General features: G+C 66.8%; 26 protein-coding genes, 1 tRNA gene and 1 other RNA gene. 11 read left to right on the top strand and 17 right to left on the bottom strand.

The window, feature by feature from the left end; translation table 11 throughout:
- Positions 1 to 3: 3 nt before the first annotated feature.
- The 8 genes from ABDJ85_RS12800 to rpsO all read right to left on the bottom strand — a co-directional run bounded on the left by ABDJ85_RS12800 (position 4) and on the right by rpsO (position 6190).
- Positions 4 to 480 (bottom strand): NuoB/complex I 20 kDa subunit family protein, encoded by a 477-nt coding sequence (locus ABDJ85_RS12800; protein ID WP_046113908.1) that lies wholly within the window; start codon positions 478 to 480, stop codon positions 4 to 6.
- A 107-nt stretch (positions 481 to 587) separates the two neighbouring features.
- Positions 588 to 947, bottom strand: a complete 360-nt coding sequence (locus ABDJ85_RS12795; RefSeq protein WP_347705166.1) for an NADH-quinone oxidoreductase subunit A — start codon at positions 945 to 947, stop codon at positions 588 to 590.
- A 210-nt stretch (positions 948 to 1157) separates the two neighbouring features.
- A tRNA-Leu gene (locus ABDJ85_RS12790) sits at positions 1158 to 1242 on the bottom strand.
- A gap of 150 nt (positions 1243 to 1392) precedes the next feature.
- Entirely contained in the window at positions 1393 to 1773 is a 381-nt protein-coding gene (secG, locus tag ABDJ85_RS12785; RefSeq protein WP_347705165.1) for a preprotein translocase subunit SecG, read from the bottom strand.
- A 25-nt stretch (positions 1774 to 1798) separates the two neighbouring features.
- Positions 1799 to 2542: a triose-phosphate isomerase gene (gene tpiA, locus ABDJ85_RS12780; RefSeq protein ID WP_347705164.1), complete on the bottom strand. Its 744-nt coding sequence runs from the start codon at positions 2540 to 2542 to the stop codon at positions 1799 to 1801.
- A gap of 10 nt (positions 2543 to 2552) precedes the next feature.
- Positions 2553 to 3539, bottom strand: a complete 987-nt coding sequence (locus ABDJ85_RS12775; protein ID WP_347705163.1) for an NAD(P)H-quinone oxidoreductase — start codon at positions 3537 to 3539, stop codon at positions 2553 to 2555.
- Between the two features lie 22 nt (positions 3540 to 3561).
- Positions 3562 to 5712, bottom strand: coding sequence for a polyribonucleotide nucleotidyltransferase (gene pnp, locus ABDJ85_RS12770; protein WP_347705162.1), 2151 nt, complete (start codon positions 5710 to 5712; stop codon positions 3562 to 3564).
- A gap of 208 nt (positions 5713 to 5920) precedes the next feature.
- Complete coding sequence (rpsO, locus tag ABDJ85_RS12765) at positions 5921 to 6190, bottom strand: 30S ribosomal protein S15 (RefSeq protein ID WP_347705161.1); 270 nt, start codon at positions 6188 to 6190, stop codon at positions 5921 to 5923.
- A gap of 375 nt (positions 6191 to 6565) precedes the next feature.
- On the opposite strand from rpsO, the gene ABDJ85_RS12760 reads away from it, so the two are divergent.
- Positions 6566 to 7006, top strand: a complete 441-nt coding sequence (locus ABDJ85_RS12760; protein ID WP_347705160.1) for an Hsp20/alpha crystallin family protein — start codon at positions 6566 to 6568, stop codon at positions 7004 to 7006.
- Here the strand turns inward: ABDJ85_RS12760 and tsaD are convergent.
- The 9 genes from tsaD to uvrB form a co-directional block, all read right to left on the bottom strand.
- Complete coding sequence (gene tsaD, locus ABDJ85_RS12755) at positions 6993 to 8033, bottom strand: tRNA (adenosine(37)-N6)-threonylcarbamoyltransferase complex transferase subunit TsaD (protein WP_347705381.1); 1041 nt, start codon at positions 8031 to 8033, stop codon at positions 6993 to 6995. The two genes, ABDJ85_RS12760 and tsaD, sit on opposite strands and share 14 nt — an antisense overlap.
- Positions 8034 to 8044: 11 nt before the next feature.
- A complete protein-coding gene (gene fdx, locus ABDJ85_RS12750) occupies positions 8045 to 8383 on the bottom strand; it encodes an ISC system 2Fe-2S type ferredoxin (protein ID WP_347705159.1) in 339 nt (112 codons plus the stop codon).
- A 3-nt stretch (positions 8384 to 8386) separates the two neighbouring features.
- Positions 8387 to 10237, bottom strand: coding sequence for a Fe-S protein assembly chaperone HscA (gene hscA / locus ABDJ85_RS12745; RefSeq protein ID WP_347705158.1), 1851 nt, complete (start codon positions 10235 to 10237; stop codon positions 8387 to 8389).
- 5 nt (positions 10238 to 10242) lie between these two features.
- Positions 10243 to 10764 carry a Fe-S protein assembly co-chaperone HscB gene (gene hscB / locus ABDJ85_RS12740; protein WP_347705157.1) on the bottom strand — a complete coding sequence of 174 codons (522 nt, stop codon included), beginning with the start codon at positions 10762 to 10764 and terminating at the stop codon, positions 10243 to 10245.
- A gap of 62 nt (positions 10765 to 10826) precedes the next feature.
- A complete protein-coding gene (gene iscA / locus ABDJ85_RS12735; protein WP_347705156.1) occupies positions 10827 to 11150 on the bottom strand; it encodes an iron-sulfur cluster assembly protein IscA in 324 nt (107 codons plus the stop codon).
- A gap of 4 nt (positions 11151 to 11154) precedes the next feature.
- Entirely contained in the window at positions 11155 to 11544 is a 390-nt protein-coding gene (gene iscU / locus ABDJ85_RS12730) for a Fe-S cluster assembly scaffold IscU (protein WP_347705155.1), read from the bottom strand.
- Between the two features lie 17 nt (positions 11545 to 11561).
- Positions 11562 to 12782: an IscS subfamily cysteine desulfurase gene (locus tag ABDJ85_RS12725; RefSeq protein ID WP_347705154.1), complete on the bottom strand. Its 1221-nt coding sequence runs from the start codon at positions 12780 to 12782 to the stop codon at positions 11562 to 11564.
- Between the two features lie 48 nt (positions 12783 to 12830).
- Positions 12831 to 13364: a Fe-S cluster assembly transcription factor gene (locus ABDJ85_RS12720; RefSeq protein WP_347705153.1), complete on the bottom strand. Its 534-nt coding sequence runs from the start codon at positions 13362 to 13364 to the stop codon at positions 12831 to 12833.
- Positions 13365 to 13520: 156 nt separating this feature from the next.
- The gene (uvrB, locus tag ABDJ85_RS12715) at positions 13521 to 15635 is read right to left on the bottom strand and encodes an excinuclease ABC subunit UvrB (protein ID WP_347705152.1); all 2115 of its coding nucleotides are present in this window, start codon (positions 15633 to 15635) and stop codon (positions 13521 to 13523) included.
- 126 nt (positions 15636 to 15761) lie between these two features.
- On the opposite strand from uvrB, the gene ABDJ85_RS12710 reads away from it, so the two are divergent.
- The 10 genes from ABDJ85_RS12710 (at position 15762) to ssrS (ending at position 22688) form a co-directional block, all read left to right on the top strand.
- The gene (locus ABDJ85_RS12710) at positions 15762 to 16964 is read left to right on the top strand and encodes an amino acid aminotransferase (protein ID WP_347705151.1); all 1203 of its coding nucleotides are present in this window, start codon (positions 15762 to 15764) and stop codon (positions 16962 to 16964) included.
- A 206-nt stretch (positions 16965 to 17170) separates the two neighbouring features.
- Positions 17171 to 17854, top strand: coding sequence for a hemerythrin domain-containing protein (locus ABDJ85_RS12705; protein WP_347705150.1), 684 nt, complete (start codon positions 17171 to 17173; stop codon positions 17852 to 17854).
- Positions 17851 to 18558, top strand: coding sequence for a hypothetical protein (locus tag ABDJ85_RS12700; RefSeq protein ID WP_347705149.1), 708 nt, complete (start codon positions 17851 to 17853; stop codon positions 18556 to 18558). Before ABDJ85_RS12705 ends, ABDJ85_RS12700 begins: the two co-directional genes overlap by 4 nt.
- Positions 18559 to 18580: 22 nt before the next feature.
- Positions 18581 to 19138 (top strand): PEP-CTERM sorting domain-containing protein, encoded by a 558-nt coding sequence (locus tag ABDJ85_RS12695; protein ID WP_347705148.1) that lies wholly within the window; start codon positions 18581 to 18583, stop codon positions 19136 to 19138.
- Between the two features lie 158 nt (positions 19139 to 19296).
- Positions 19297 to 20652, top strand: coding sequence for a polyhydroxyalkanoate depolymerase (locus tag ABDJ85_RS12690; RefSeq protein ID WP_347705147.1), 1356 nt, complete (start codon positions 19297 to 19299; stop codon positions 20650 to 20652).
- On the top strand, positions 20649 to 21299 hold the full coding sequence (gene rsxB / locus ABDJ85_RS12685) for an electron transport complex subunit RsxB (protein WP_347705146.1): 651 nt from the start codon (positions 20649 to 20651) through the stop codon (positions 21297 to 21299). The genes ABDJ85_RS12690 and rsxB overlap by 4 nt, the downstream gene beginning before the upstream one ends.
- A gap of 21 nt (positions 21300 to 21320) precedes the next feature.
- Positions 21321 to 21962, top strand: coding sequence for an endonuclease III (nth, locus tag ABDJ85_RS12680; RefSeq protein ID WP_347705145.1), 642 nt, complete (start codon positions 21321 to 21323; stop codon positions 21960 to 21962).
- A gap of 15 nt (positions 21963 to 21977) precedes the next feature.
- Complete coding sequence (locus ABDJ85_RS12675; RefSeq protein WP_347705144.1) at positions 21978 to 22196, top strand: DUF904 domain-containing protein; 219 nt, start codon at positions 21978 to 21980, stop codon at positions 22194 to 22196.
- On the top strand, positions 22193 to 22480 hold the full coding sequence (locus tag ABDJ85_RS12670; protein WP_347705143.1) for a cell division protein ZapA: 288 nt from the start codon (positions 22193 to 22195) through the stop codon (positions 22478 to 22480). Before ABDJ85_RS12675 ends, ABDJ85_RS12670 begins: the two co-directional genes overlap by 4 nt.
- A gap of 27 nt (positions 22481 to 22507) precedes the next feature.
- Positions 22508 to 22688: non-coding RNA, 6S RNA (gene ssrS, locus ABDJ85_RS20340), on the top strand.
- Position 22689 lies beyond the last annotated feature (1 nt).

Below are 22689 nucleotides of genomic sequence, written 5' to 3'. Positions count from 1 at the left end.
TGCTCAGCGCGCGATGGTGTTCTCGCGACGAATCTTGGCCTGCAATTGCAGGATGCCGTAGAGCAGCGCCTCCGCCGTGGGCGGGCAGCCAGGCACGTAGACATCCACGGGCACGATGCGATCGCAGCCGCGCACCACGGAATAGCTGTAGTGGTAGTAGCCACCGCCGTTGGCGCAAGAGCCCATGGACAGCACCCAACGCGGCTCAGCCATTTGGTCATAGACCTTACGCAGAGCCGGCGCCATCTTGTTGCACAGCGTGCCGGCCACGATCATCAGATCGGACTGCCGCGGACTCGGCCGGAACAGCATGCCAAAGCGGTCGATGTCATAGCGCGCCGCACCGGCATGCATCATCTCCACCGCACAGCAGGCCAATCCAAAGGTCATCGGCCAGAGCGAACCGGTCTTGGACCAGTTGATCAGCTTGTCCACCGAGGTGGTGACGAAGCCCTCTTTGAGGACGCCTTCAATTCCCATATGAATGCACCTTTAACGGGAACCGCAGCGGGAAGCGGCGATTCACCTCACCTGGCCGCCGCAAGCACAGCAACTGAAGCGGCTGTACTCTTGCAGCGGACGCACTGTCATTCCCAATCCAGGGCGCCCTTTTTCCACTCGTAGGCAAAGCCCACGACCAGAATGCCGAGGAAGATCATCATGGCCCAGAAACCTGACGCCCCGATTTCCTTGAGCGCCACCGCCCAGGGAAACAGGAACGCGATTTCCAGATCGAAAAGAATGAAAAGGATGGCGACGAGGTAGTAGCGCACGTCGAACTTCATGCGCGCGTCCTCGAAGGCTTCAAAGCCGCATTCGTAGGGGGAGTTCTTGGCTTGATCCGGCCTATTCGGCCCAAGCAGCGCGCCCAGGATCTGGGGAGCAATCCCGACAACCGCGCCCACCAAGATGAAAAGGATGACGGGCAGGTATTGTTCGAGATTCATCGTGCGCTATTCAATGCTCTGAGAGAGGCGCGACTCGAGGAAAGCCACCGTACACGCTCTCACCCACGAAAAAGGCGCGCCACCAGCGAAAACTACCTTCGCAAGCAGTGCGCCCGCTTCGCTCTCCAGCAGTCAAGACTCATGGAGCGTTGACTACGGAGGGCTTGGACAGGATGCCGAAGCAAGTGCTCAAGCATCCTAGCCGATGTCTGGTGCCGTCGGCGAGACTCGAACTCGCACAGCTTTCGCCACTACCCCCTCAAGATAGCGTGTCTACCAATTTCACCACGACGGCTTGGCGGAGCTGCCTGGCGCCACAAATCGACTGCGGCAACAAGCATTTCCACTGCCCTCACCAGCATTGGTAATGCCAGTCAGAACAGCCTCAAATTCTATACCGAAAAGTGGGGGATACCTGAGGCCTCCCGCCACTTTTGTGCAGTGCTCACTGGGCAGCCGAGGCGCCTTGCGCCGGGGCCTGCAAGGCACCCGGAATGGCGGCAGCACCGGAGGCGGCAGGGGCTGGCGCCGTGACGGCCGCAGGAGCGCGATCGAGCGAGCGATCCACGGAGCTGGCAGCACCGCCCCGCCCATTGGCAAGGAAGGCCAGCGCCAGCGTGCACCCGAAGAACAGCGTCGCCGCCACCGCCGTGCTGCGCGACAGGAAGTTCGCACTGCCGGTAGCACCGAACAGGCTGCCCGACGCACCACTGCCGAAGGATGCGCCCATGTCGGCGCCCTTGCCATGCTGCACGAGCACGAGGCCAATGATCGCCAGCGCCGACAGCAGCTGAACGATCAGGACCAGGTTAGAAAAGAACTGCATTCCAGTTGCTCCAAACGAAAGGAAATCAGGCGCTGGCCGCGCGGCAGATGGCGGCGAAGTCGACCGCCTTGAGCGCCGCCCCACCGATCAGTCCGCCGTCGATGTCGGCCTGGCCAAAAAGTTCGGTGGCGTTGTCAGGCTTGACGCTGCCGCCGTAGAGGATGCGCATGCCGTCAGCGCGCTCGGTGGCGGCGCGCAGTTGCGCGCGCAGCACCGCGTGGACGGCTTGAGCCTCGGCCGGCGTGGCGGTCAGGCCCGTGCCGATGGCCCAGACGGGTTCATAGGCAACGACCATCTCACCGCAGCAATGGCCGAGGGTATGGATGACGGCGGCGAGCTGGCGCTTGACGACCGCTTCGGTCTGGCCGGCTTCGCGTTCGGCACGGGTTTCACCCACGCAGACGATCGGCGTCACGCCATGGGCCAGGGCCACCTTGGCCTTGTCGGCCACCAGTTGGTCCGACTCGGCGTGGTAGGCGCGGCGCTCCGAGTGACCCACGATCACGTAGCGGCAGCCGACGTCAGCCAGCATCAGGGGCGACACCTCGCCGGTGTAGGCGCCCTGCTCGTGAGCCGAGCAGTCCTGGGCGCCGTAGCCGATGGCGGTGCCAGCCAGCGCAAGCGCCGTGTCGGCGATGTAGAGGAAAGGCGCGCAAACAGCCACGTCGGCCGTCCAGGGCCCCGCATCCTTGAGCCCACCCAAAAGTTGAGCGTTCGAGGCGCGATTGCCATGCATCTTCCAATTGCCGACGACCAGTTTCTTTCTCATCTTGTCTCCGTTACCAGGTAAGCACGATCTTGCCGATGTGCTGGTTGGACTCCATCACTGCATGAGCCTGCGCAGCGTCTTCAGCCTTGAAAACGGCATGGAGGACGGGGCGAACCAGCCCCTTCTCCAGCCAGGGCCACGCTTGCTGGCGCAAGGCCCGGGCGATGCCCGCCTTGAACGCTGCCGAGCGAGGCCTGAGGGTCGACCCAGTGATGCTGAGTCGACGTCGCAATAACTGGCCGGCGTCGAAGCGCGCATCGGTCCCGCCTTGCACGGCGATGATGGCGATGCGGCCGTCGTCGGCCAACGCTTGGATGTCGCGCGCGATGTACTCGCCAGCGACCATGTCGAGGATCACGTCCACCCCGCGGCCATCAGTGGCAGCTTTGGCTTGCACCACAAAGTCCTGCTCGCGGTGGTTGATGACATGGTCTGCGCCCAGCTCGCGGCAGGCGGCCGCCTTGGCATCGCTGCCCACGGTCACCAGCACGCTCGCGCCATGGGCCTTGGCGAGCTGGATGGCCGTCACGCCGATGCCGCTGGCACCGCCATGCACCAGCAGCGTCTCACCAGGTTGCAGGCGGGCCCGTTCAAAGACATTCGCCCACACGGTGAAGCAGGTCTCTGGCAGGCTGGCTGCTTCGGGCAAAGACCACCCGGCCGGCACCGGCAGGCAATGCCCGAGGTTTGCCACGCAGTACTCGGCGTAACCACCGCCCGCCACCAGCGCGCAGACTGCATCGCCCAGCTTGAACCCAGCAGCCGACAAAGCCGCCGCATCGCCGTCGACGATCTCGCCCGCCACCTCAAGACCAGGCAACTCACTGGCGCCCGGCGGCGGCGGATAGACGCCCTTGCGCTGCAGCACGTCCGGACGATTGATACCCGCCGCCCGCACGCGAATCAAGCACTCGCCCGCACCCGCGACGGGGCGCTCGCGCTCCACCGTCTGCAGGACCTCGGGCGCGCCTGGGCGCGTGATGGCGATGGCTTTCATGCCGGGCAGGCGAGGCCTTGGATCACTCGGCGGCCGGTGCCGCCACAGCTTCAGCCGGCGCGGGAGCAGCTTCACGCGGCTCGCGGTCCAGCAGGGCCTTCATGGACAGCTTGACGCGGCCCTTTTCGTCGGTCTCGAGCACCTTGACCTTGACGACTTGACCTTCCTGCAGGAAGTCGGTGACCTTCTCGACACGCTGGTGCGCGATCTGGCTGATGTGCAGCAGGCCGTCCTTGCCAGGCAGCAGGTTGACCAGGGCACCGAAGTCCAGGATCTTGACGATCGGGCCTTCGTAGATCTTGCCGACTTCGACTTCGGCGGTGATCTCGGCGATGCGCTTCTTGGCGTGCTCGGCCTTCTCGGCGTCGGTCGAGGCGATGGTGATGGTGCCGTCTTCGCCGATGTCGATGGTGGTGCCGGTCTCTTCGGTCAGCGCGCGGATGGTGGCGCCGCCCTTGCCGATCACGTCACGGATCTTCTCGGGATTGATCTTCATGGTGTAGAGACGCGGCGCGAACTGCGACACCTCGGTATTGGCAGTGCCCATGGCCTCGACCATCTTGCCGAGGATGTGCAGACGCGCTTCCTTGGCCTGCGCCAATGCGACCTGCATGATCTCCTTGGTGATGCCCTGAATCTTGATGTCCATCTGCAGGGCGGTCACGCCGGTGGCCGTGCCAGCCACCTTGAAGTCCATATCGCCCAGGTGATCTTCGTCACCCAGGATGTCGGTCAGCACCGCGAAGCGGTTGCCGTCCTTGATCAGGCCCATGGCGATACCGGCCACGTGTGCCTTCAGCGGCACGCCAGCGTCCATCAGCGCCAGGCAGCCGCCGCAGACGGAAGCCATGGACGAGGAGCCGTTCGACTCGGTGATCTCGGAGACCACGCGCAGCGAGTAGGGGAAGTCTTCCTTGCTCGGCAGCACAGCAATCAGCGAGCGCTTGGCCAGGCGGCCGTGGCCGATCTCGCGGCGCTTCGGGCTGCCCACGCGACCCGTCTCGCCGGTGGCGAAGGGGGGCATGTTGTAGTGCATCATGAAGCGGTCTTCGAACTCGCCGTCCAGCGCGTCGATGCGCTGGGCGTCACGGTCGGTACCCAGCGTGGCGATGACCAGGGCCTGGGTTTCACCACGCGTGAACAGCGCCGAACCGTGGGTGCGCGGCAGCACGCTGTTGCGGATCTCGATGGGGCGGACGGTGCGGGTGTCGCGGCCGTCGATGCGGGGCTCGCCAGCCAGGATCTGGCTGCGCACGATGCGGGCCTCGATCTCGAACAGCAGGCCTTCGACTTCGACCTTGTCGAAGGCGACGCCTTCAGCGCTCAGCGCCGCAAAGACGTTGGCGGTAGCTGCACGGCAAGCCTGGGTGCGGGCCTGCTTGGAGCGGATCTGATAAGCCTCGCGCAGCGGGCCTTCGGCCAGCGCGGTGACCTTGGCGATGAAGGCCTCATCCTTGGCGGGGGCCGTCCAGCTCCAGGTCGGCTTGCCAGCTTCCTTGACCAGCTCATTGATCGCAGCGATGGCGACATTGCCCTGCTCGTGGCCATAGACCACGGCGCCCAGCATGACTTCTTCGGACAGACCGACGGCTTCGGACTCGACCATCAGCACGGCAGATTGCGTACCGGCCACCACCAGGTCCATCTGGCTGTTGACCAGCTCGGACTTGCTCGGGTTGAGCACGTACTCGCCATTGACGTAACCCACGCGGGCGGCGCCGATGGGGCCATTGAACGGGATGCCGGAGATGGCCAGCGCAGCCGAGGTGCCGATCATGGCGGCGATGTCGGCCTGGACTTCCGGGTTCAGCGACAGCACGTGGATGACGACCTGGACTTCATTGAAGAAGCCTTCGGGGAACAGCGGGCGGATCGGGCGGTCGATCAGGCGGCTGGTCAGGGTCTCGTGCTCGGAGGGGCGGCCCTCGCGCTTGAAGAAGCTGCCGGGGATCTTGCCGGCGGCGTAGGTCTTTTCGAGGTAGTCAACGGTCAGCGGGAAGAAGTCTTGGCCAGCCTTGGCCTCGGTCTTGGCGACGACGGTGGCCAGCACGACAGTGCCTTCAATGCTGACGACGACCGCACCGGTGGACTGGCGAGCCACTTCGCCGGTTTCCAAGGTGACGCTGTGGTTGCCCCACTGGAAGGTCTTGCTGACCTTGTTGAACATGGACATGGATCTCTCCTGGTTTTGATGAAGGCGCGATATCGCGCCGGGATCTACCGGGAGCGGGACTGGGTTTGGCGTGATGCCATTCCAGCGGGATTCAGGCGAACCCCCTTGGAATGACACATCCCCGCCACGTCAGTTCAGCTTCCGGACGAAAGACAAAGAGCCTGTCAGGGCAAAACGACCAGACAGGCTCTTCATCAGATGCGTGCGATTACTTGCGCAGACCCAGCTTCTGGATCAGGGCCGTGTAGCGGGCAGCGTCCTTGTTCTTCAGGTAGGCCAGCAGGCTCTTGCGCTGGTTGACCATCTTGAGCAGGCCGCGGCGACCGTGGTGGTCCTTGGCGTGGGTCTTGAAGTGGGGGGTCAGCTCGTTGATGCGAGCGGTCAGCAGAGCGACCTGGACCTCGGGGCTGCCGGTGTCGGCGGCGGCACGGGCGTGGGCCTTGACGATGTCTGCCTTGTTGATGTCTGCGATGGACATGTGGATTCCTTTGGTGTTCCAGACGGTCGGAAGGCCGCTGCGAAACAAGCAAAGGTCGCAGACGGTTTCCGGGGTTGACTTGCGGACGCGGGTGAAACCGACCCACGCCGTGCGATTGGCTCTACAGCACAGAAGCCTGTGATGCAAAACTGGCTGAGTATACCGAATCAGGCACCGCAAAGCCCCGTTCAGCCGAGCAAGCGGGAGCAGATAGGCGCTCACCCCGCGAATTCAAGCGGCCTGGCAACGATATTTGAGAGAACGCAATCAGCGCCGCTTTCAGGCCTTGAAAGCCCGTCGAGCGCACGCAATTCGGGCTCATCGGTTGCTGCTCCCGACCTCGTTAGAAGCAGCGAAACACCCTGGAGACTGACCATGTTCCTCGTGCCTGTGAATCGCAATCTGTCCCAACTCTCTCGCTCGCTGGATCGCTTCTTCGACGACGGCCTGGGCCTTTTCAACGACACCCGCGACGCCGACGCCGCTGCGCTGCGCAGCCCCTTGCTGGACGTGACCGAGACCGAGGCGGCCTACACCGTCAAGCTGGACGTGCCGGGCGTGCCCAAGGACGCCGTCAAGATCAACATCGAGGGCCGTCGCGTCACCATCGACGCCGAGCAGAGCCGCGACACCGAGAAGAAGGACGGCGAGCGGGTGCTCTACCGGGAGCGCAGCGTCAGCCGCTTCTCGCGCAGCTTCACGCTGCCGCAGGAGATCAATCAGACCGAGTCCAACGCAGCGCTGGAGCACGGTGTGCTCACCCTGACCTTGGTCAAGCGCACCGCCAACGGCGGCACCACGCTCAAGGTGAACTGAGCTCGGCCAGGTCCCAGCGCGGCCGCACCTCGAAGCTGCCGGCCGCGTCTGCGGGCGCCAGGCCGCGTTGCACCCGCAGCGCGGCCGCCATGGCGATCATGGCGCCGTTGTCGGTGCACAGCTGCAGCTCCGGGTAGTGCACGCGGATGCCGCGCTTGGCACAGGCGGCGTCCAGGGTCTCGCGCAAATGCCGGTTGGCCCCCACGCCGCCGGCCACCACCAGGCGCTTCAAGCCGGTCGTCTTCAGCGCCAGCAGGGCCTTCTTGAGCAGGCATTCGACGATGGCCGCCTGGGTGCTGGCAGCCAGGTCGGCGCGCGATTGCTCGCAGACATTGGGCCCCAGCTTCTTCACCTGCGTGAGCACCGCCGTCTTGAGGCCCGCAAAGCTGAAGTCCGGCTTGCCGCTGTGCAACAGCGGGCGCGGCAGGTCGAAGGCCTCGGGGTTGCCAAACTCGGCCAAGCGCGCCAGATGCGGCCCGCCGGGGTAAGGCAGGCCCAGCAGCTTGGCGGATTTGTCGAAGGCCTCGCCGGCGGCATCGTCGATGGTTTCACCCAGCAGCTCGTAGTCGCCCACGGCGTCCACACGCATCAGCTGGGTGTGGCCGCCCGACACCAGCAAGGCCACGAACGGGAACTCCGGCGGGTCGGCGCTCAGGAAGGGCGACAGCAGATGGCCTTCAAGGTGATGGATAGGCAAGGCGGGCCGGCCCAGCGCTGAAGCCAGCGACACCGCCACACCCGCCCCCACCAGCAGGGCCCCGGCGAGCCCAGGCCCTTGGGTGTAGGCCACCATGTCGACGTCGGCCAGGCCGAGCCCGGCGTCCCGCAGCACCTCCCGCGCCAGCGGGATCACACGCCGCACGTGGTCGCGCGAGGCCAGTTCGGGCACCACACCGCCATAGGCCTGGTGCATGGCGATCTGGCTGTGCAGCGCATGGGCCAACAAGCGCGGCGGCGCATCGCCCTGCACCTCGATGAGCGCAACGCCGGTTTCGTCGCAAGACGACTCGAAGCCGAGGATGCGCACCGCGCTCACGGTCAGTTGCGTTCCTTGGCGTGGTTGATCGAGTACTTGGGGATCTCGATGGTCACGTCCTGGCCGCCCAGGATGGCCTGGCAGGACAGGCGCGAATCAGGCTCCAGGCCCCAGGCACGGTCCAGCATGTCTTCCTCGCCCTCTTCCATCTCGGACAGCGAGCGCGCGCCCTGGCGCACGATGACGTGGCAGGTGGTGCAGGCGCAGACCTGGTCGCAGGCGTGCTCGATGGGCACGTCGTGCTCCAGCAGCGCCTCGCAGATCGAGGTGCCGGGCGGCGCCGACACCTGCCGGCCCTCGGGGCAGTACTCGGCGTGCGGCAGGATGGTGATGACGGGCATGGTTCAGAGGGAATTCAAATCGCGGCCCGCCAGTGCGCGGGCAATGCTGCGGTTCATGCGCTCGGCGGCAAAGCCTTCGGTGGCTTCGGCGAGCGCCTTGGTGGCGGCCTCGATGCGATCAGCATCATCGGTCATGGCGGCCAGGGCGGAGAGCTGCTGCTCCAGTTGCGCGCGCTCAGGCTCGGGCAGCAGGTCGCCATCGGCGGCCAGCGCGCTGCGCGTGGCCAGCACCATGCGCTCGGCCTCGACCCGCGCCTCGCGCAGCTTGCGGGCGTCCATGTCGCGCTCGGCACTGGCAAAGCCGTCTTGCAGCATGGCGGCGATCTGATCATCGGCCAGCCCATAGCTGGGCTTGACGGCGATAGCCGCCTGCACGCCGGAAATCATCTCCTGGGCCGACACGCTGAGCAGGCCGTCGGCATCGACCTGGAAGGTGACGCGGATGCGCGCCGCGCCGGCCGCCATGGGCGGGATGCCACGCAGCTCGAAGCGCGCGAGGGACCGGCACTCCGACACCAGCTCGCGCTCGCCCTGGACGACGTGCAGCGCCAGCGCGGTCTGGCCGTCCTTGAAGGTGGTGAAGTCCTGCGCCTTGGCCACGGGGATGGTGGCATTGCGCTCGATGATGCGCTCCACCAGGCCGCCCATGGTCTCCAGCCCCAGCGAGAGCGGGATGACGTCGAGCAGCAGGATCTCGCCATTGGCGGCGTTGCCGGCCAGTTGGTTGGCCTGGATGGCGGCGCCCAGCGCCACGACCTCGTCGGGATTGAGATTGGTGAGCACCTCTCGGCCGAAGAGCTGGCTGACGGCGGCGCGCACACAGGGCATGCGCGTCGAGCCGCCCACCATCACGCAGCCTTGCACATCGGCCGGCCGCAGCTTGGCATCGCGCAGCACGCGCTTGACGCTGGAGAGCGTGCGCGCCACCAGCGGCGCCACCAGGGCGTCGAAGCCCGCACGGTCCACCCGCACGCGCAGCTCGCCGGCTTCGAGTGCCGCCGTCAGCCAGGTCTCGTCGGCATCGGTCAGCGCCTCCTTGGCGCGGCGGGCCGCCACCAGGAGGCGGCGTTTGTCCTGCGCGGTCGAAGCCACCAGGCCCGACTGAGCCAAGGCCCAATCGGCCAGCAGCCGGTCGAAGTCGTCTCCGCCAAGCGCTGCGTCGCCCCCGGTCGCCACCACTTCGAACACGCCGCGCGCCAGGCGCAGCAGGGAGATGTCGAAGGTGCCGCCGCCGAGGTCATAGACGGCATAGAGGCCCTCGGCGGCGTTGTCCAGGCCGTAAGCGATGGCGGCCGCCGTGGGCTCGTTGATGAGGCGCAGCACCTTGAGCCCGGCCAGCTCGGCGGCGTCCTTGGTCGCCTGGCGCTGGGCGTCGTCGAAGTAGGCCGGCACGGTGATGACGGCGCCGAACAGCTCGTCGTCAAAACTGTCCTCGGCGCGGAAGCGCAAGGTCGCCAGGATCTCGGCCGAGACCTCGACGGGGCTCTTCACGCCCTCGCGGGTTTCGATGGCCAGCATGCCGGGGCGGTCGATGAATTGGTAGGGCAGCTTGCCCGCATCGGCCACGTCGGCCAGCGTGCGCCCCATGAAGCGCTTGACCGAGACCAACGTGTGCTCGGGATCGTCGGCCTGCGCTGCCAAGGCCTCGGCGCCGATCTGCCGCCGGCCGTCGCCCAGGTAGCGCACGGCAGAGGGCAGGATGACCTGGCCAGCCGCATCGGGCAGGCATTCGGCCACGCCGTGGCGCACGGCGGCGACCAGGGAGTTGGTGGTCCCGAGGTCGATGCCGACTGCGATGCGCCGCTGGTGCGGATCGGGCGAGGCGCCGGGTTCGGAAATCTGCAGCAGGGCCATGGGGATCAGTCGTTCTCAAGAGCCACGAGACGCGCCTCGGCATCGGCCCGGAAGCGGCGGATGAACATCAGCGCCCTCACCTGCTCGGCCGCCGCCGGGGCGTCATTCGCTACATCGAGCAGGCGCTGCAGCTCGGCCACCATCGCGGCCTCGCGGTCCAGCGTGCGGTCCAGCACGGCCTCCAGGGCGGCGGTATCACTCGCCTCGTCCAAGGCTTCGCGCCATTCCATCTGCTCCATCAGGAAGCTGGCCGGCATGCGCGTGTTGCTCTCGGCGCCGATGGCAGCGCCGCGCAGCTCGCACAGGTAGGCGGCGCGGGCCAGCGGGTCCAGCAGGCGCTGGCGTGCCTCGTTCACGCGCACCGCCCATTGCATGGCCAGGCGCTGAGCGGCGGCGCCGTGGGCGGCAAAGCGGTCAGGGTGCACCTCGGACTGCAAGGCCTTCCAGCGCGCGTCGATGTCGGCGCGGGACTGCTCGAAGCGCTCGGGCAGGCCAAACAGGTGGAAGTCGTTGTCGTCCAGACGCATGGCGCAGGGTGGGAAGCAAAAAGCGCGGCAAGTGCCGCGCTCAACGAGAGGGGTTCAGGCGGTCAAACACGGAAAGACTCACCGCAGCCGCAGCGGTCCTTCTCACGCGGATTGCGGAATTTGAAGCCTTCGTTCAAGCCCTCGCGGACGAAGTCCAGCTCGGTGCCATCCAGGTAGGGCAGGCTCTTGGGATCGATCAGCACCTTGACCTCGTAGCCCTCGAAGACGACGTCCTCGGGCGCCACGTCGTCGGCGTACTCCAGCTTGTAGGCAAGACCCGAGCAGCCCGTGGTCTTGACGCCTAGCCGCACGCCCACGCCCTTGCCGCGCTTGGCGATGTAGCGCTTGACGTGGCGAGCAGCCGCTTCGGTGATGGTGACAGGCATGCCGTCAATCTGCCTTGTGCTTGGCGCGGTAGTCGTCCACGGCTGCCTTGATCGCGTCTTCCGCCAGGATGGAGCAGTGGATCTTGACCGGGGGCAGCGCCAGTTCTTCGGCGATCTGGGTGTTCTTGATCGTCAGCGCCTCATCCAGGCTCTTGCCCTTGACCCACTCGGTCACGAGCGAGCTGGAGGCGATGGCCGAACCGCAGCCATAGGTCTTGAACTTGGCGTCCTCGATCTTGCCGGTGAGCGGGTTGACCTTGATCTGCAGCTTCATCACATCGCCGCAGGCCGGCGCGCCGACCATGCCGGTGCCGACGTCTTCGTCCGCCTTGTCGAAGTTGCCGACGTTGCGGGGGTTCTCGTAGTGGTCAACGACCTTTTCGCTGTATGCCATGACTCAACTCCTCGAATTCAGTGTGCCGCCCACTTGATGGTCGATAGATCGATGCCATCCTTGTACATATCCCACAGCGGCGACAGCTCGCGCAGCTTGGCGACGCGGTCCTTGAGCACGCTGACGGCGTAGTCGATCTCTTCCTCGGTCGTGAAGCGCCCGATGGTCATGCGCAGGCTGGAGTGCGCCAACTCGTCGCTGCGGCCCAGGGCGCGCAGCACATAGCTGGGCTCCAGGCTGGCCGAGGTGCAGGCCGAACCCGACGACACCGCCAGACCCTTGACGCCCATGATCAGCGACTCGCCCTCGACATAGTTGAACGAGATGTTCAGGTTGTGCGGGACGCGGCGTTCCAGGTCGCCATTGATGAAGGTCTGCTCGATGCCGGAAAGGCCATTCAAGAGGCGCTGGTGCAGCATGCGAATGCGCTCGCCCTCGGTAGCCATCTCCTCGCGGGCGATGCGGAAGGCTTCGCCCATGCCGACGATCTGGTGCACGGGCAAAGTGCCCGAGCGCATGCCGCGCTCATGGCCGCCGCCGTGCATCTGGGCTTCGAGGCGCACGCGGGGCTTGCGGCGCACGTAGAGCGCGCCGATGCCCTTGGGGCCATAGGTCTTGTGCGAGGCCAGGCTCATCAGGTCGATGGGCAGCTCGGCCAGGTTGATGGCGACCTTGCCGGTGGCCTGCGCCGCATCGACGTGGAAGATCACGCCGCGCTCGCGGCAGAGCTTGCCCAGCGCCTCGACGTCCTGGATCACGCCGATCTCGTTGTTCACGTACATGACCGAGGCCAGGATGGTGTCGGGCCGCAGTGCCGCCTTGAAGACCTCGAAGTCCAGCAGGCCGTTCTCCAGCACGTCAAGGTAGGTCACCTCGAAGCCCTGGCGCTCCAGCTCGCGCATGGTGTCGAGCACGGCCTTGTGCTCGGTCTTGACGGTGATCAGGTGCTTGCCGCGCGACTGGTAGAAGTGGGCGGCGCCCTTGAGCGCGAGGTTGTTGGACTCGGTGGCACCCGAGGTCCAGACGATCTCGCGCGGGTCGGCACCGATCAACTCGGCCACCTGCACGCGCGCCTTCTCGACGGCCTCTTCGGCCTCCCAGCCCCAGGCGTGGCTGCGAGACGCCGGGTTGCCGAAGTGCTCGCGCAGCCAGGGGATGATGGCGTCGACCACGCGCGGGTCGCACGGCGTGGTGGCGCCGTAGTCCAGGTAGATCGGGAAATGCGGGGTCATGTCCATGGCGAAGACGGGGCGCCCCTGTTCTCAGGGCAACCTCGGATTATCGAGTCACTTGGTGGTGGCTGCGCCCAGGGCGAAGACGCTGTTCGGGGCCGTCACGCGGATGGGCTTGAGCACCGGCTGGCTGGAGATGGCGCGCTTGATGGGCGCGGCTTCGATCTCGATGCCCTTGGCGCGCTGGTCGTCCACCAGGCTGCGCAAGTTGACGGACTGCAGGTACTCGAACATCTTGGTGTTCAGGTTGGTCCACAGCTCGTGCGTGATGCAGCGGCCGGTGTCGTCGCCCATGCAGTTGTCCTTGCCACCGCAGCCGGTGGCGTCCACGGCTTCGTCAACGGCGGCAATGATGTCGGCCACCGTGATGTCCTCGGCCTTGCGACCGAGCGAGTAGCCACCGCCCGGCCCGCGCGTGCTCTCGACCAGCTCGTTGCGGCGCAACTTGCCGAAGAGCTGCTCCAGGTAGGACAGCGAGATCTGCTGGCGCTGGCTGATGGCGGCCAGGGCCACCGGGCCGTTGTGCTCGCGCAGGGCGAGGTCCAACATGGCGGTGACGGCGAAACGGCCTTTGGTGGTGAGACGCATGCGAACTCCTTCGTTCTGAGGCGTACCGAGGTCGTTGCCAGCCCGGGGCAAACCCTGAGCCAATTCCGACCAAATCATTTCCGATCATTTTAGTCGGCTACTGATCCGGATTCACCCTCATACGCAAACCCACAGGCCTTCAAGGGGTTTTGCGGCTCAGCGCCCCTTGCGGGCGGCAGAGATGGGTACGACCTGGTCGGGCACGCGGGCACCAAAGGCCTGTTCGCGCAACTGCGCAAGCTGGTCGCGCAGGCGGGCTGCTTGCTCGAACTCCAGGTTGCGGGCGTGCTCCAGCATCTGCTTTTCGAGCTGGGACATGCGCTTGGCCAAGTCCTTCTCGGACAGCTCCTCGACCTGGGCGGCGGCCAGCAGTTTCTGGTCGTCGGCCTTCTCGGCGTAGACGCCTTCGATCAGATCCTTGATGCGCTTTTGCACGCCGCGCGGCGTGATGCCGTGAGCTTCGTTGAAAGCCATCTGCTTGGCACGGCGGCGCTCGGTCTCGCCGATGGCGCGGCGCATCGAGTCGGTCACCACATCGGCGTAGAGGATGGCGCGGCCATTGAGGTTGCGCGCGGCGCGGCCGATGGTCTGGATCAGGCTGCGCTCGCTGCGCAGGAAGCCTTCCTTGTCGGCATCGAGGATGGCGACCAGCGAGACCTCGGGGATGTCCAAGCCCTCGCGCAGCAGGTTGATGCCCACCAGCACGTCAAAGGCCCCCAGCCGCAGGTCGCGCAGGATCTCGACACGCTCCACCGTGTCCACGTCGGAGTGCAGGTAGCGCACCTTGACGCCGTTGTCGGACAGGTAGTCGGTCAGCTGCTCGGCCATGCGCTTGGTCAGCGTGGTGATGAGCACGCGCTCGGCGGCCTCCACGCGCAGACGGATCTCCTGCAGCACATCGTCCACCTGATGCGTGGCGGGGCGCACCTCGACGATGGGGTCCACCAGGCCCGTGGGCCGCACCACCTGCTCGACAACCTGGCCGGCGTTGCGCTTTTCGTAGTCCGATGGCGTGGCCGAGACAAAGATGGCCTGGCGCATCTTGCGCTCGAACTCCTCGAACTTCAGCGGCCGGTTGTCCAGCGCCGATGGCAGCCGGAAGCCGTACTCCACCAGCGTGGTCTTGCGCGACTTGTCGCCGTTGTACATGGCGCCAAACTGGCCGAGCGTGACGTGGCTCTCGTCCACGAACATCAGCGCGTCGGGCGGCAGGTAGTCCACCAGGGTCGGCGGCGGGTCGCCCGGCTGGGCCTGGGACAGATGCCGTGTGTAGTTCTCGATGCCCTTGCAGTGGCCCACCTCCTGGAGCATCTCCAGGTCGAAGCGAGTACGCTGCTCGATGCGCTGCGCCTCGACCAGCTTGCCCTCCTTGACGAAGAAGCCCACGCGCTCGCGCAGTTCGGCCTTGATGGTCTCGATGGCCGCCACCACGCGCTCGCGCGGGGTCACGTAGTGGCTGCTGGGGTAGACGGTGAAGCGCGGGATCTTCTGGCGGATCTGGCCGGTGAGCGGATCAAATAGCGACAGGGTCTCGACCTCGTCGTCGAAGAGCTCGATGCGCAGTGCCAGCTCCGAGTGCTCGGACGGGAAGACGTCGATGGTGTCGCCACGCACGCGGAAGTGCCCGCGCGAGAACTCGATCTCGTTGCGCGTGTACTGCATGCGCACCAGTTGGGCGATGGCATCACGCTGGCCCATCTTGTCGCCCACGCGCAGCGTCATCACCATCTGGTGGTAGTCGCTGGGGTTGCCGATGCCGTAGATGGCTGACACCGAGGCCACGATCACCACATCGCGTCGCTCCAGCAGGCTCTTGGTGCAGGAGAGCCGCAGCTGCTCGATGTGCTCGTTGATCGCGCTGTCCTTCTCGATGAACAAGTCGCGCTGCGGCACATAGGCCTCGGGCTGGTAGTAGTCGTAGTAGCTGACGAAGTACTCGACCGCGTTCTTGGGGAAGAACTCGCGCATCTCGCTGTAGAGCTGCGCGGCCAGGGTCTTGTTGTGGGCAAAGACGATGGCCGGCCGCCCCATGCGGGCGATCACGTTGGCCATGGTGAAGGTCTTGCCCGAGCCCGTGACGCCCAGCAGAGTCTGGAAGCTCAGGCCGTCGTTCAGGCCCTCAACGAGCTGGCCGATGGCCGTCGGCTGGTCGCCGGCCGGAGGGAAAGGCTGCCAAAGCTGGAAGGGCGAGCCTTCGAAGGTGACGAACTCACCCTGACTGGCAACCGGGTCGGCTCCAGGGGCGGGTTGAGCGTTCGAGACATCTTGCATGGGGGAATCCCGAGGTTCACAGGCAAAATTGCTGCGCTGCGCAACCGTACAGGTTAGCGCAGACCCTCTTCTCCCCGGCGCTCACACGCCCTTCCCTGCTGACAACGTCTTTTCAGGAAGCTTTTCATGTCCGCCCTGTTCTCCGCCGTCACCCTGGCTCCGCGTGACCCCATCCTGGGTCTGAACGAGCAGTTCAATGCCGACACCCGCCCCACCAAGGTCAACCTCGGCGTCGGCGTCTATTACGACGAGAACGGCAAGCTGCCCCTGCTGAAGTGCGTGCAAGCCGCCGAGGCCGCCATGGCCGCCGCCCCCAAGCCGCGCGGCTACCTGCCGATCGACGGCATCGCCGCCTATGACGCCGCCGTGCAAGGCCTGGTGTTCGGCAACCACGAGGCTGTGGCCGCGAAGCGCGTTGCCACCGTGCAAGCCATCGGCGGCACCGGCGCGCTCAAGATCGGCGCCGACTTCCTCAAGCACCTCGGCCCCAATGCCAAGGTGCTGATCTCCGACCCGAGCTGGGAGAACCACCGCGCCCTGTTCACGCAGGCCGGCTTCACCGTCGAAACCTACCCCTACTACGACGCTGCCGTGGGCGGCATCAACGTGGCCGGCATGCTGGCGGCATTGAATGCGGCACCCGCCGGCACCGTGGTCGTGCTGCACGCCTGCTGCCACAACCCGACCGGCTATGACCTGACCGACGCCCAGTGGGGCGAGGTCGTCGCCGTCTGCAAGGCCAAGGGCCTGGTGCCCTTCCTCGACATGGCCTACCAGGGCTTCGGCTTCGGCATCCAGGAAGACGGCGAAGCCGTGCGCCAGTTCCTGGCCGCCGGCCTGTCCTTCTTCGTGTCCACCAGCTTCTCCAAGAGCTTCTCGCTCTATGGCGAACGCGTCGGCGCGCTGAGCGTGGTCTGCACAAGCGCCGAGGAATGCACCCGCGTGCTCTCGCAGCTCAAGATCATGGTCCGCACCAACTACTCCAACCCGCCGACGCACGGCGCCCAGGTCGTCGCCCAAGTGCTGACAACGCCTGAGCTGCGCGCGATGTGGGAAGGCGAGCTGGCCGGCATGCGCGAGCGCATCAAGGCCATGCGCGGCGCGCTGGTTGCGGCTCTCAAGGCTGCCGGCGTCACGCGCGACCTGAGCTTCGTCACCGCCCAGAAGGGCATGTTCAGCTACTCGGGCCTCACCGCCGCCCAGATGCAGCGCCTGCGCAATGACTTCGGCGTCTATGGCGTGGACTCGGGCCGCATCTGCGTGGCCGCCCTGAACGAGAAGAACCTGCCCGCCGTGGCGGCCGCCATGGCCGAGGTCATCAAGGGCTGATCAAGCCCCGCTTCTGTCAAGCGTAAAGCGAGGCCGCTCGGGAGAGCGCCCTCGCCTGCCACCAGGCCGCGGCTGACGCGCGCCTGCGGCGGCAGCACCCAAGAGCCATGACGGCATGGCTCCCCGATAGGCCATCTGGCCGATGCCCGATCCGCCCGCGATCGGAACACTGACGACTCCTCAACAAGCCCCACCAAGGAGCCGTCATGCCCCCCACCACCCCTGCCCGTCACGACCTCTACGCCGCCATCCACAAGGCCTTGCGGCACTTCATGGTCGACACCCTGATGCGCCTGAGCCGCGTTGATGTGGCTGACCCCGAAGACCTGCAGCAGACCCTCGGTCAGCTCGACGAGCTGCTCATCCTGTGCGGCCAGCACCTGCACAACGAGAACAGCTTCATCCACCCCGCCCTGGAAGCCGGCCGCCCCGGCGTGAGCGCGCGCATCGGCGCCGAGCACGAAGAGCATGTGCAGGCCATCGCCGAGCTGCAAACCGAGCGGAAGGCACTGGCCGCCAACCCTCAGCCAGCGGGCGCGCTGCGCGTCTACCGCCGTCTGAGCCGCTTCGTGGCCGAGAACTTCGAGCACATGCTGGTGGAAGAGACGCGCCACAACGCCGCCCTGTGGGAGCTCTACACCGATGCAGAGCTTGATGAACTGCACCAGCGCATCTTGCAGAGCCTGCCGATGGAGGAGGTGCAACTGGTCTGGCGCTGGCTGGTGCCGGCGCTCAGCCCACAAGAGCGCGCCGACATGATGGCCAGCATGCCGCCGCCCGTGCGCGACATGGCCCTGGACGTCGCCCAGGCGCGCCTGAACCAACGCGACTGGGCCAAGCTCTGCCGCGCCCTGCAGGTGGCGCCAATGCCCGGCCTGGCGGCCGCATGAACACCGCCCAGCCCCATGCCACCGGGCTGTCGCGCCGCCGTCTGCTGGGAGCAGCAGCCAGCCTGAGCCTGGCGGGCAGCCCCCAGGCCCAAGCCCTGCTGGCCACAACGCCAGCGCCGACGCTGGGCTGGCGGCTGTGGTTTGGCGCGATCGACGCCATCCGCCGCCCCGCCCACCTGGCGGCCTGGATGGGCCACGCCCAGGGCATGGTGGCCACGCCCCTGCAAGTGCAGCCCGGCCACCCGCCGGCGCTGCACGCGCAGGCCGGTGGCGAGCCGCTGGCACGCTGGCTGGAATGGGCCGAGCAAGCCGCACTGCCCAGGCCCCGTGCTGCTGCCGCTCAGGCGCAGGCGCTGGATGCCCAGGTCGCCCGTTTGGCCACGCCCAGCGGACGCCGCGCCTACCTCGGCCCTGGCGAGCGGCTGCCCTTGGCACCGTTTCTTGAAGGCGCCGGCCTGACGGTGGACACAGCAGCAGCCCCCGAGGTCGTCGAGGACGAAGCCGCCCACGCCCTGCGCCGGCTGCTGGTGGTGCAGCCGCTGCCCGCCTGGCAGACCCTGCTGCGCCTGCGCAGCGTGCCGCTGCTGAGCCCGCTGGAGCCCACCGAGATTCCCCGAGCGCTGCACACCGCGCGGCGCCGCTGGCTGGCGTCTGTGTCGGCCGCTGCGGGCACGCCGTCAGCGCCTCACCCTGTCACCGCCTGAACACCACTTTGGAAACCTCATCATGAAATCTTCGTTTCGTTCCTCGGGCTGGACGCTGTCCGCCCTGTTCGCCTGGCTGGCGCTCAGCCTGTCCAGCGCGCAAGCCGCACAGCCCTTGAGCTTCAGCTTCCTGCAAACCGGATTTGCCGACGGCGCCGTGCTGTCCGGCCGCCTGGTGGGCGAGGACGCCGACGGCGACGGCTACCTGGTCAATATCGAGCTGTCCGCCTTCGAGCTGCACTGGAGCGGCAACCGCGCCGTGGCAGCGTTTGACCACGGCATGGACGACCGTGCCAGCCTCTATCTGCACCTGCCCGATCTGCGCCTGGAACACCTGGCCACCACCAGCTTCGGGCCCGATGGCGAGCGCCTGTTTGCCTATGACAGCTATGGCTGGCCTGGTTACGACATCCCCGGCCGCATCAGCGACGAACGCGATCAATTGCTGTCGCTCAGCTGGGAGCCCGTCCAGATCACGGCTGCGGTGCCTGAGCCCCAGGTCCTGCCCATGATGCTGGCCGGCCTCGCCGTCGTGGGGCGCCTGCTGCGTCGCCGCAACCGCCCGGCGCCGGCGCGCTGATCGCCGGCCTCAATCCGGCCGCTGGCGTGGCGGATGGCGCACCCGCGCCGACGCCTGTCACGCCAGTGCCGCGCAAAGGTCAGAGGACGGCGCTACCATTGGGTCATGCTGCACCGCACCATTTCGCGGTGCCCCCTACTCGGCCGGAGGGCAGACCCATGCTTTACCAGTGGTATGAGACCCAGCGAGCGCTGATGGCGCCGTTCTCGGAGTTCGCCAGCGCGGCTTCCAAGCTTTACAACCACCCGCTCTCGCCCTTCACGCACACGCCGCTGGCGCAGCGCGTGTCCGCCGGGCTGGACCTGGCGCATCGCCTGGCCAAGGACTATGAAAAGCCGGAGTTCGGCATCCGCACCACCGAGGTGGCCGGCGTCGAGGTCGCGGTGCAGGAGCAGGTGCCCATCAACAAGCCCTTCTGCCGGCTGCTGCGCTTCAAGCGCTTCACCGACAACCAGGCCGTGCTGGACGTGATGCGCCAGCAGCCCACCGTGCTGGTGGTGGCGCCGCTCTCGGGCCACCACTCCACGCTGCTGCGCGACACGGTGCGTTGCTTGCTGCAGGACCACAAGGTCTTCATCACCGACTGGACCGATGCCCGCATCGTGCCGGCCGAAGTGGGCCCCTTCCACCTCAACGACTACGTGGCCTATGTGCAGGAGTTCATCCGCTACATCGGCCCCGAGGTGCACGTGATCTCGGTCTGCCAGCCCACGGTGCCTGTGCTGGCGGCGGTCTCGCTGCTGGCCTCGGCCGGTGAGTTCACGCCGCGCTCGCTGACCATGATGGGTGGCCCGATCGACGCGCGCAAATCGCCCACCGCCGTCAACAACCTGGCCATGAACCGCTCCTACGAGTGGTTCGAGAACAACGTGATCTACCGCGTGCCACCCAACTTCCCCGGGGCGGGCCGGCGCGTCTACCCCGGCTTCCTGCAGCACAGCGGCTTCGTGGCCATGAACCCCGATCGCCACCTCAGCTCGCACTACGACTACTTCCTCGACCTGGTGCGCGGCGACGGCGACAGCGCCGATTCGCACCGCCAGTTCTACGACGAATACAACGCCGTGCTGGACATGCCGGCCGAGTACTACCTGGAGACGATCAAGGTCGTCTTCCAGGACTTTGCCCTCGTCAACGGTACATGGGACGTGAACGGCTCATTGGTGCGCCCGCAGGACATCACTGCGAGCGCCCTGTTGACCGTTGAGGGCGAGCTGGACGACATCTCGGGGGCCGGCCAGACCCGTGCCGCCCACGAGCTCTGCACCGGCGTGCCAAAGGCCCACCAGAAGCACTTCGACGCCATGGGCGCGGGCCACTACGGCATCTTCTCGGGCCGCCGCTGGCGCGAGAACGTCTACCCGGCGGTGCGCGAATTCATCGCCAAGTACGACGCCGCCCCGCTGGCAGCCCCGCCCAAGCCCGCGCGCAAGGCTCCGGTGAAAGCTGCGACAAAGGGGGCTGCAAAGGCCGCCGCCAAAACCACGCGCCCCGCGCGCCGCGCCAAGGCGTGAAGGCCCAGGCCGACCAGATCGACGACGCCCTTCCGCAGACGCAGTGCACGCGCTGCGGGTATGTGGACTGCCGCAACTACGCCGAGGCCATGGTCGGTGGCGAGGCGGGCATCAACCAATGCCCGCCCGGCGGGGCCGAGGGCATTGCCCGCCTGGCGGCCCTGACGGGCCAGGCGGTGATCCCGCTGTCGCCCGAGCACGGGCAGGAAACACCGCGCGGCCTGGCCGTGATCGACGAGGCCTGGTGCATCGGCTGCACGCTGTGCATCAAGGCCTGCCCCGTGGACGCCATCGTGGGCGCGCCCAAGCTGATGCACTGGGTCGTCAATGCGCAGTGCACAGGCTGCGAGCTTTGCGTCCCCGCCTGTCCGGTGGACTGCATCCAGATGCGCCCCGAGACCACCACCACCGGCTGGGCCGCCTGGAGCCCTGCGCAGGCCCGGCAGGCGCAGGAGCGCTACCGCTTCCGCGCCCATCGGCGCCACCGCGAGGCCGAAGAGAACGAAGCCCGCCTGGCCGCCAAGGCACGCGCCAAGCTGGCCGACCTGCCCGCCCACACCAAGGGCGCCGAAGGGGCCGAGCTGGAGCGCAAACGCGCGGTGATCGAAGCCGCCCTGGCCCGCGCGCGCGCCAAACGTGGCGCCTGAGGCTGCGCCGAGAATGCGGGCATGACGCCCGCTCAGATCGAACGCTTCTTTGCCACGCTGCAGCGCGCCAACCCGGCGCCGCAAACCGAGCTGGAGTACGCCAGCGTCTTTGAGCTGCTGACGGCCGTGCTGCTGTCGGCCCAGGCGACGGACGTGGGCGTCAACAAGGCCACGCGCCGGCTCTTCGCGGTGGCCAACACCCCGCAGAAGATCCTCGCACTGGGGCAGGACGGCCTGGAGTCCTACATCAAGACCATCGGCCTGTACCGCAGCAAGGCCCGCCACCTGATGGAAACCTGCCGCCTGCTGATCGACCGGCACGGCGGCCAGGTGCCGCGCTCGCGCGAGGCGCTGGAGGCCCTGCCTGGCGTGGGCCGCAAGACGGCCAACGTCGTGCTCAACGTCGCCTTTGGCGAGCCCACCATGGCAGTGGACACGCACATCTTCCGCGTCAGCAACCGCACCGGTCTGGCGCCGGGCGCCACGCCGCTGGCCGTGGAGCAGGGCCTGTTGGCCCGCGTGCCCGAGGCCTACCGCGTCGACGCCCATCACTGGCTGATCCTGCATGGCCGCTATGTCTGCCAGGCGCGCAAGCCGCAATGCAGCCATTGCACCGTGATCGCCGAGTGCGACATGGGCTCCTCTCTAAAATCAGCTGCTTGATCCCTGGAGCCGCGCATGCCGAGCCTCACCGACCTGACCGAACGCGTGGAGCGCCTGCTGGTGCGCCACGAGGAACTGCTGCGCAAGGAAGCACTCCTGCAGGAGCAAGTCACCACGCTGACGCAGGAACGCGACAGCCTCAAGTCCCGCCTCAACGCCGCACGCGCCCGTGTGGATGCGCTGCTGGACCGTCTGCCAGCTGAGGCCAGCGGCAACAAGGAGAACGCAGCGTGAAGCAGATGGAAGTCACCATCCTCGGCCAGAGCTACCTGCTGGGCTGCCCCGAAGGCGGCGAGGCCGCCTTGCAGCAAGCCGTGGCGCAGGTGGACCGCGAGATGTGCGCAATCCGCGATGCCGGCAAGGTCAAGGCACGCGAGCGCATTGCCGTGCTGGCCGCGCTCAACCTGGCCTATCAATTGGCCGAAGTGCCGCGCACGCCGGCCGTCAACGCGTCGGACATCGACGGCCTTGTCAAGCGTCTGGACGAGGTACTCGGTCACGATGGCCAGCTGCTCTGAGCCCCGGCGGCAAACGTAGAATCCCTCTCGTCCATCGCATTCGCGTGGGTCCTATATTTCCTTGAACCGATGCTCTTTGGAGCCCGGGCTTGGAACATGCCGGATGGGCGTGATCGTCTCGCGTCAGATGAACCCGAAGTCCGGCTGACCTCGCCCACCTGAATCCCCCTGGGTTCAGGAATGCGGCCCACGGCTTGTGATGGACACCC

The organism is Roseateles paludis, assembly GCF_039872745.1.
GTDB lineage: Bacteria > Pseudomonadota > Gammaproteobacteria > Burkholderiales > Burkholderiaceae_C > Pelomonas > Pelomonas paludis.
The sequence above is the reverse complement of the archived record's forward strand: the minus strand, read 5'-3'. Positions and strand labels throughout refer to the sequence as shown.

What these genes read in the sequence shown, in the direction of transcription:
- ABDJ85_RS12775 (WP_347705163.1), bottom strand. Translation starts at nt 3,539, where the DNA reads ATGAAAGCCATCGCCATCACGCGCCCAGGCGCGCCCGAGGTCCTGCAG.
- iscU (WP_347705155.1), bottom strand. Translation starts at nt 11,544, where the DNA reads ATGGCATACAGCGAAAAGGTCGTTGACCACTACGAGAACCCCCGCAAC.
- ABDJ85_RS12710 (WP_347705151.1), top strand. Translation starts at nt 15,762, where the DNA reads ATGTCCGCCCTGTTCTCCGCCGTCACCCTGGCTCCGCGTGACCCCATC.
- ABDJ85_RS12760 (WP_347705160.1), top strand. Translation starts at nt 6,566, where the DNA reads ATGTTCCTCGTGCCTGTGAATCGCAATCTGTCCCAACTCTCTCGCTCG.
- ABDJ85_RS12725 (WP_347705154.1), bottom strand. Translation starts at nt 12,782, where the DNA reads ATGGACATGACCCCGCATTTCCCGATCTACCTGGACTACGGCGCCACC.
- tpiA (WP_347705164.1), bottom strand. Translation starts at nt 2,542, where the DNA reads ATGAGAAAGAAACTGGTCGTCGGCAATTGGAAGATGCATGGCAATCGC.
- ABDJ85_RS12720 (WP_347705153.1), bottom strand. Translation starts at nt 13,364, where the DNA reads ATGCGTCTCACCACCAAAGGCCGTTTCGCCGTCACCGCCATGTTGGAC.
- ABDJ85_RS12705 (WP_347705150.1), top strand. Translation starts at nt 17,171, where the DNA reads ATGCCCCCCACCACCCCTGCCCGTCACGACCTCTACGCCGCCATCCAC.
- fdx (WP_347705159.1), bottom strand. Translation starts at nt 8,383, where the DNA reads ATGCCCGTCATCACCATCCTGCCGCACGCCGAGTACTGCCCCGAGGGC.
- ABDJ85_RS12700 (WP_347705149.1), top strand. Translation starts at nt 17,851, where the DNA reads ATGAACACCGCCCAGCCCCATGCCACCGGGCTGTCGCGCCGCCGTCTG.
- pnp (WP_347705162.1), bottom strand. Translation starts at nt 5,712, where the DNA reads ATGTCCATGTTCAACAAGGTCAGCAAGACCTTCCAGTGGGGCAACCAC.
- hscA (WP_347705158.1), bottom strand. Translation starts at nt 10,237, where the DNA reads ATGGCCCTGCTGCAGATTTCCGAACCCGGCGCCTCGCCCGATCCGCAC.
- secG (WP_347705165.1), bottom strand. Translation starts at nt 1,773, where the DNA reads ATGCAGTTCTTTTCTAACCTGGTCCTGATCGTTCAGCTGCTGTCGGCG.
- rpsO (WP_347705161.1), bottom strand. Translation starts at nt 6,190, where the DNA reads ATGTCCATCGCAGACATCAACAAGGCAGACATCGTCAAGGCCCACGCC.
- iscA (WP_347705156.1), bottom strand. Translation starts at nt 11,150, where the DNA reads ATGCCTGTCACCATCACCGAAGCGGCTGCTCGCCACGTCAAGCGCTAC.
- uvrB (WP_347705152.1), bottom strand. Translation starts at nt 15,635, where the DNA reads ATGCAAGATGTCTCGAACGCTCAACCCGCCCCTGGAGCCGACCCGGTT.
- ABDJ85_RS12690 (WP_347705147.1), top strand. Translation starts at nt 19,297, where the DNA reads ATGCTTTACCAGTGGTATGAGACCCAGCGAGCGCTGATGGCGCCGTTC.
- hscB (WP_347705157.1), bottom strand. Translation starts at nt 10,764, where the DNA reads ATGCGTCTGGACGACAACGACTTCCACCTGTTTGGCCTGCCCGAGCGC.
- ABDJ85_RS12800 (WP_046113908.1), bottom strand. Translation starts at nt 480, where the DNA reads ATGGGAATTGAAGGCGTCCTCAAAGAGGGCTTCGTCACCACCTCGGTG.
- ABDJ85_RS12795 (WP_347705166.1), bottom strand. Translation starts at nt 947, where the DNA reads ATGAATCTCGAACAATACCTGCCCGTCATCCTTTTCATCTTGGTGGGC.
- nth (WP_347705145.1), top strand. Translation starts at nt 21,321, where the DNA reads ATGACGCCCGCTCAGATCGAACGCTTCTTTGCCACGCTGCAGCGCGCC.
- ABDJ85_RS12695 (WP_347705148.1), top strand. Translation starts at nt 18,581, where the DNA reads ATGAAATCTTCGTTTCGTTCCTCGGGCTGGACGCTGTCCGCCCTGTTC.
- ABDJ85_RS12675 (WP_347705144.1), top strand. Translation starts at nt 21,978, where the DNA reads ATGCCGAGCCTCACCGACCTGACCGAACGCGTGGAGCGCCTGCTGGTG.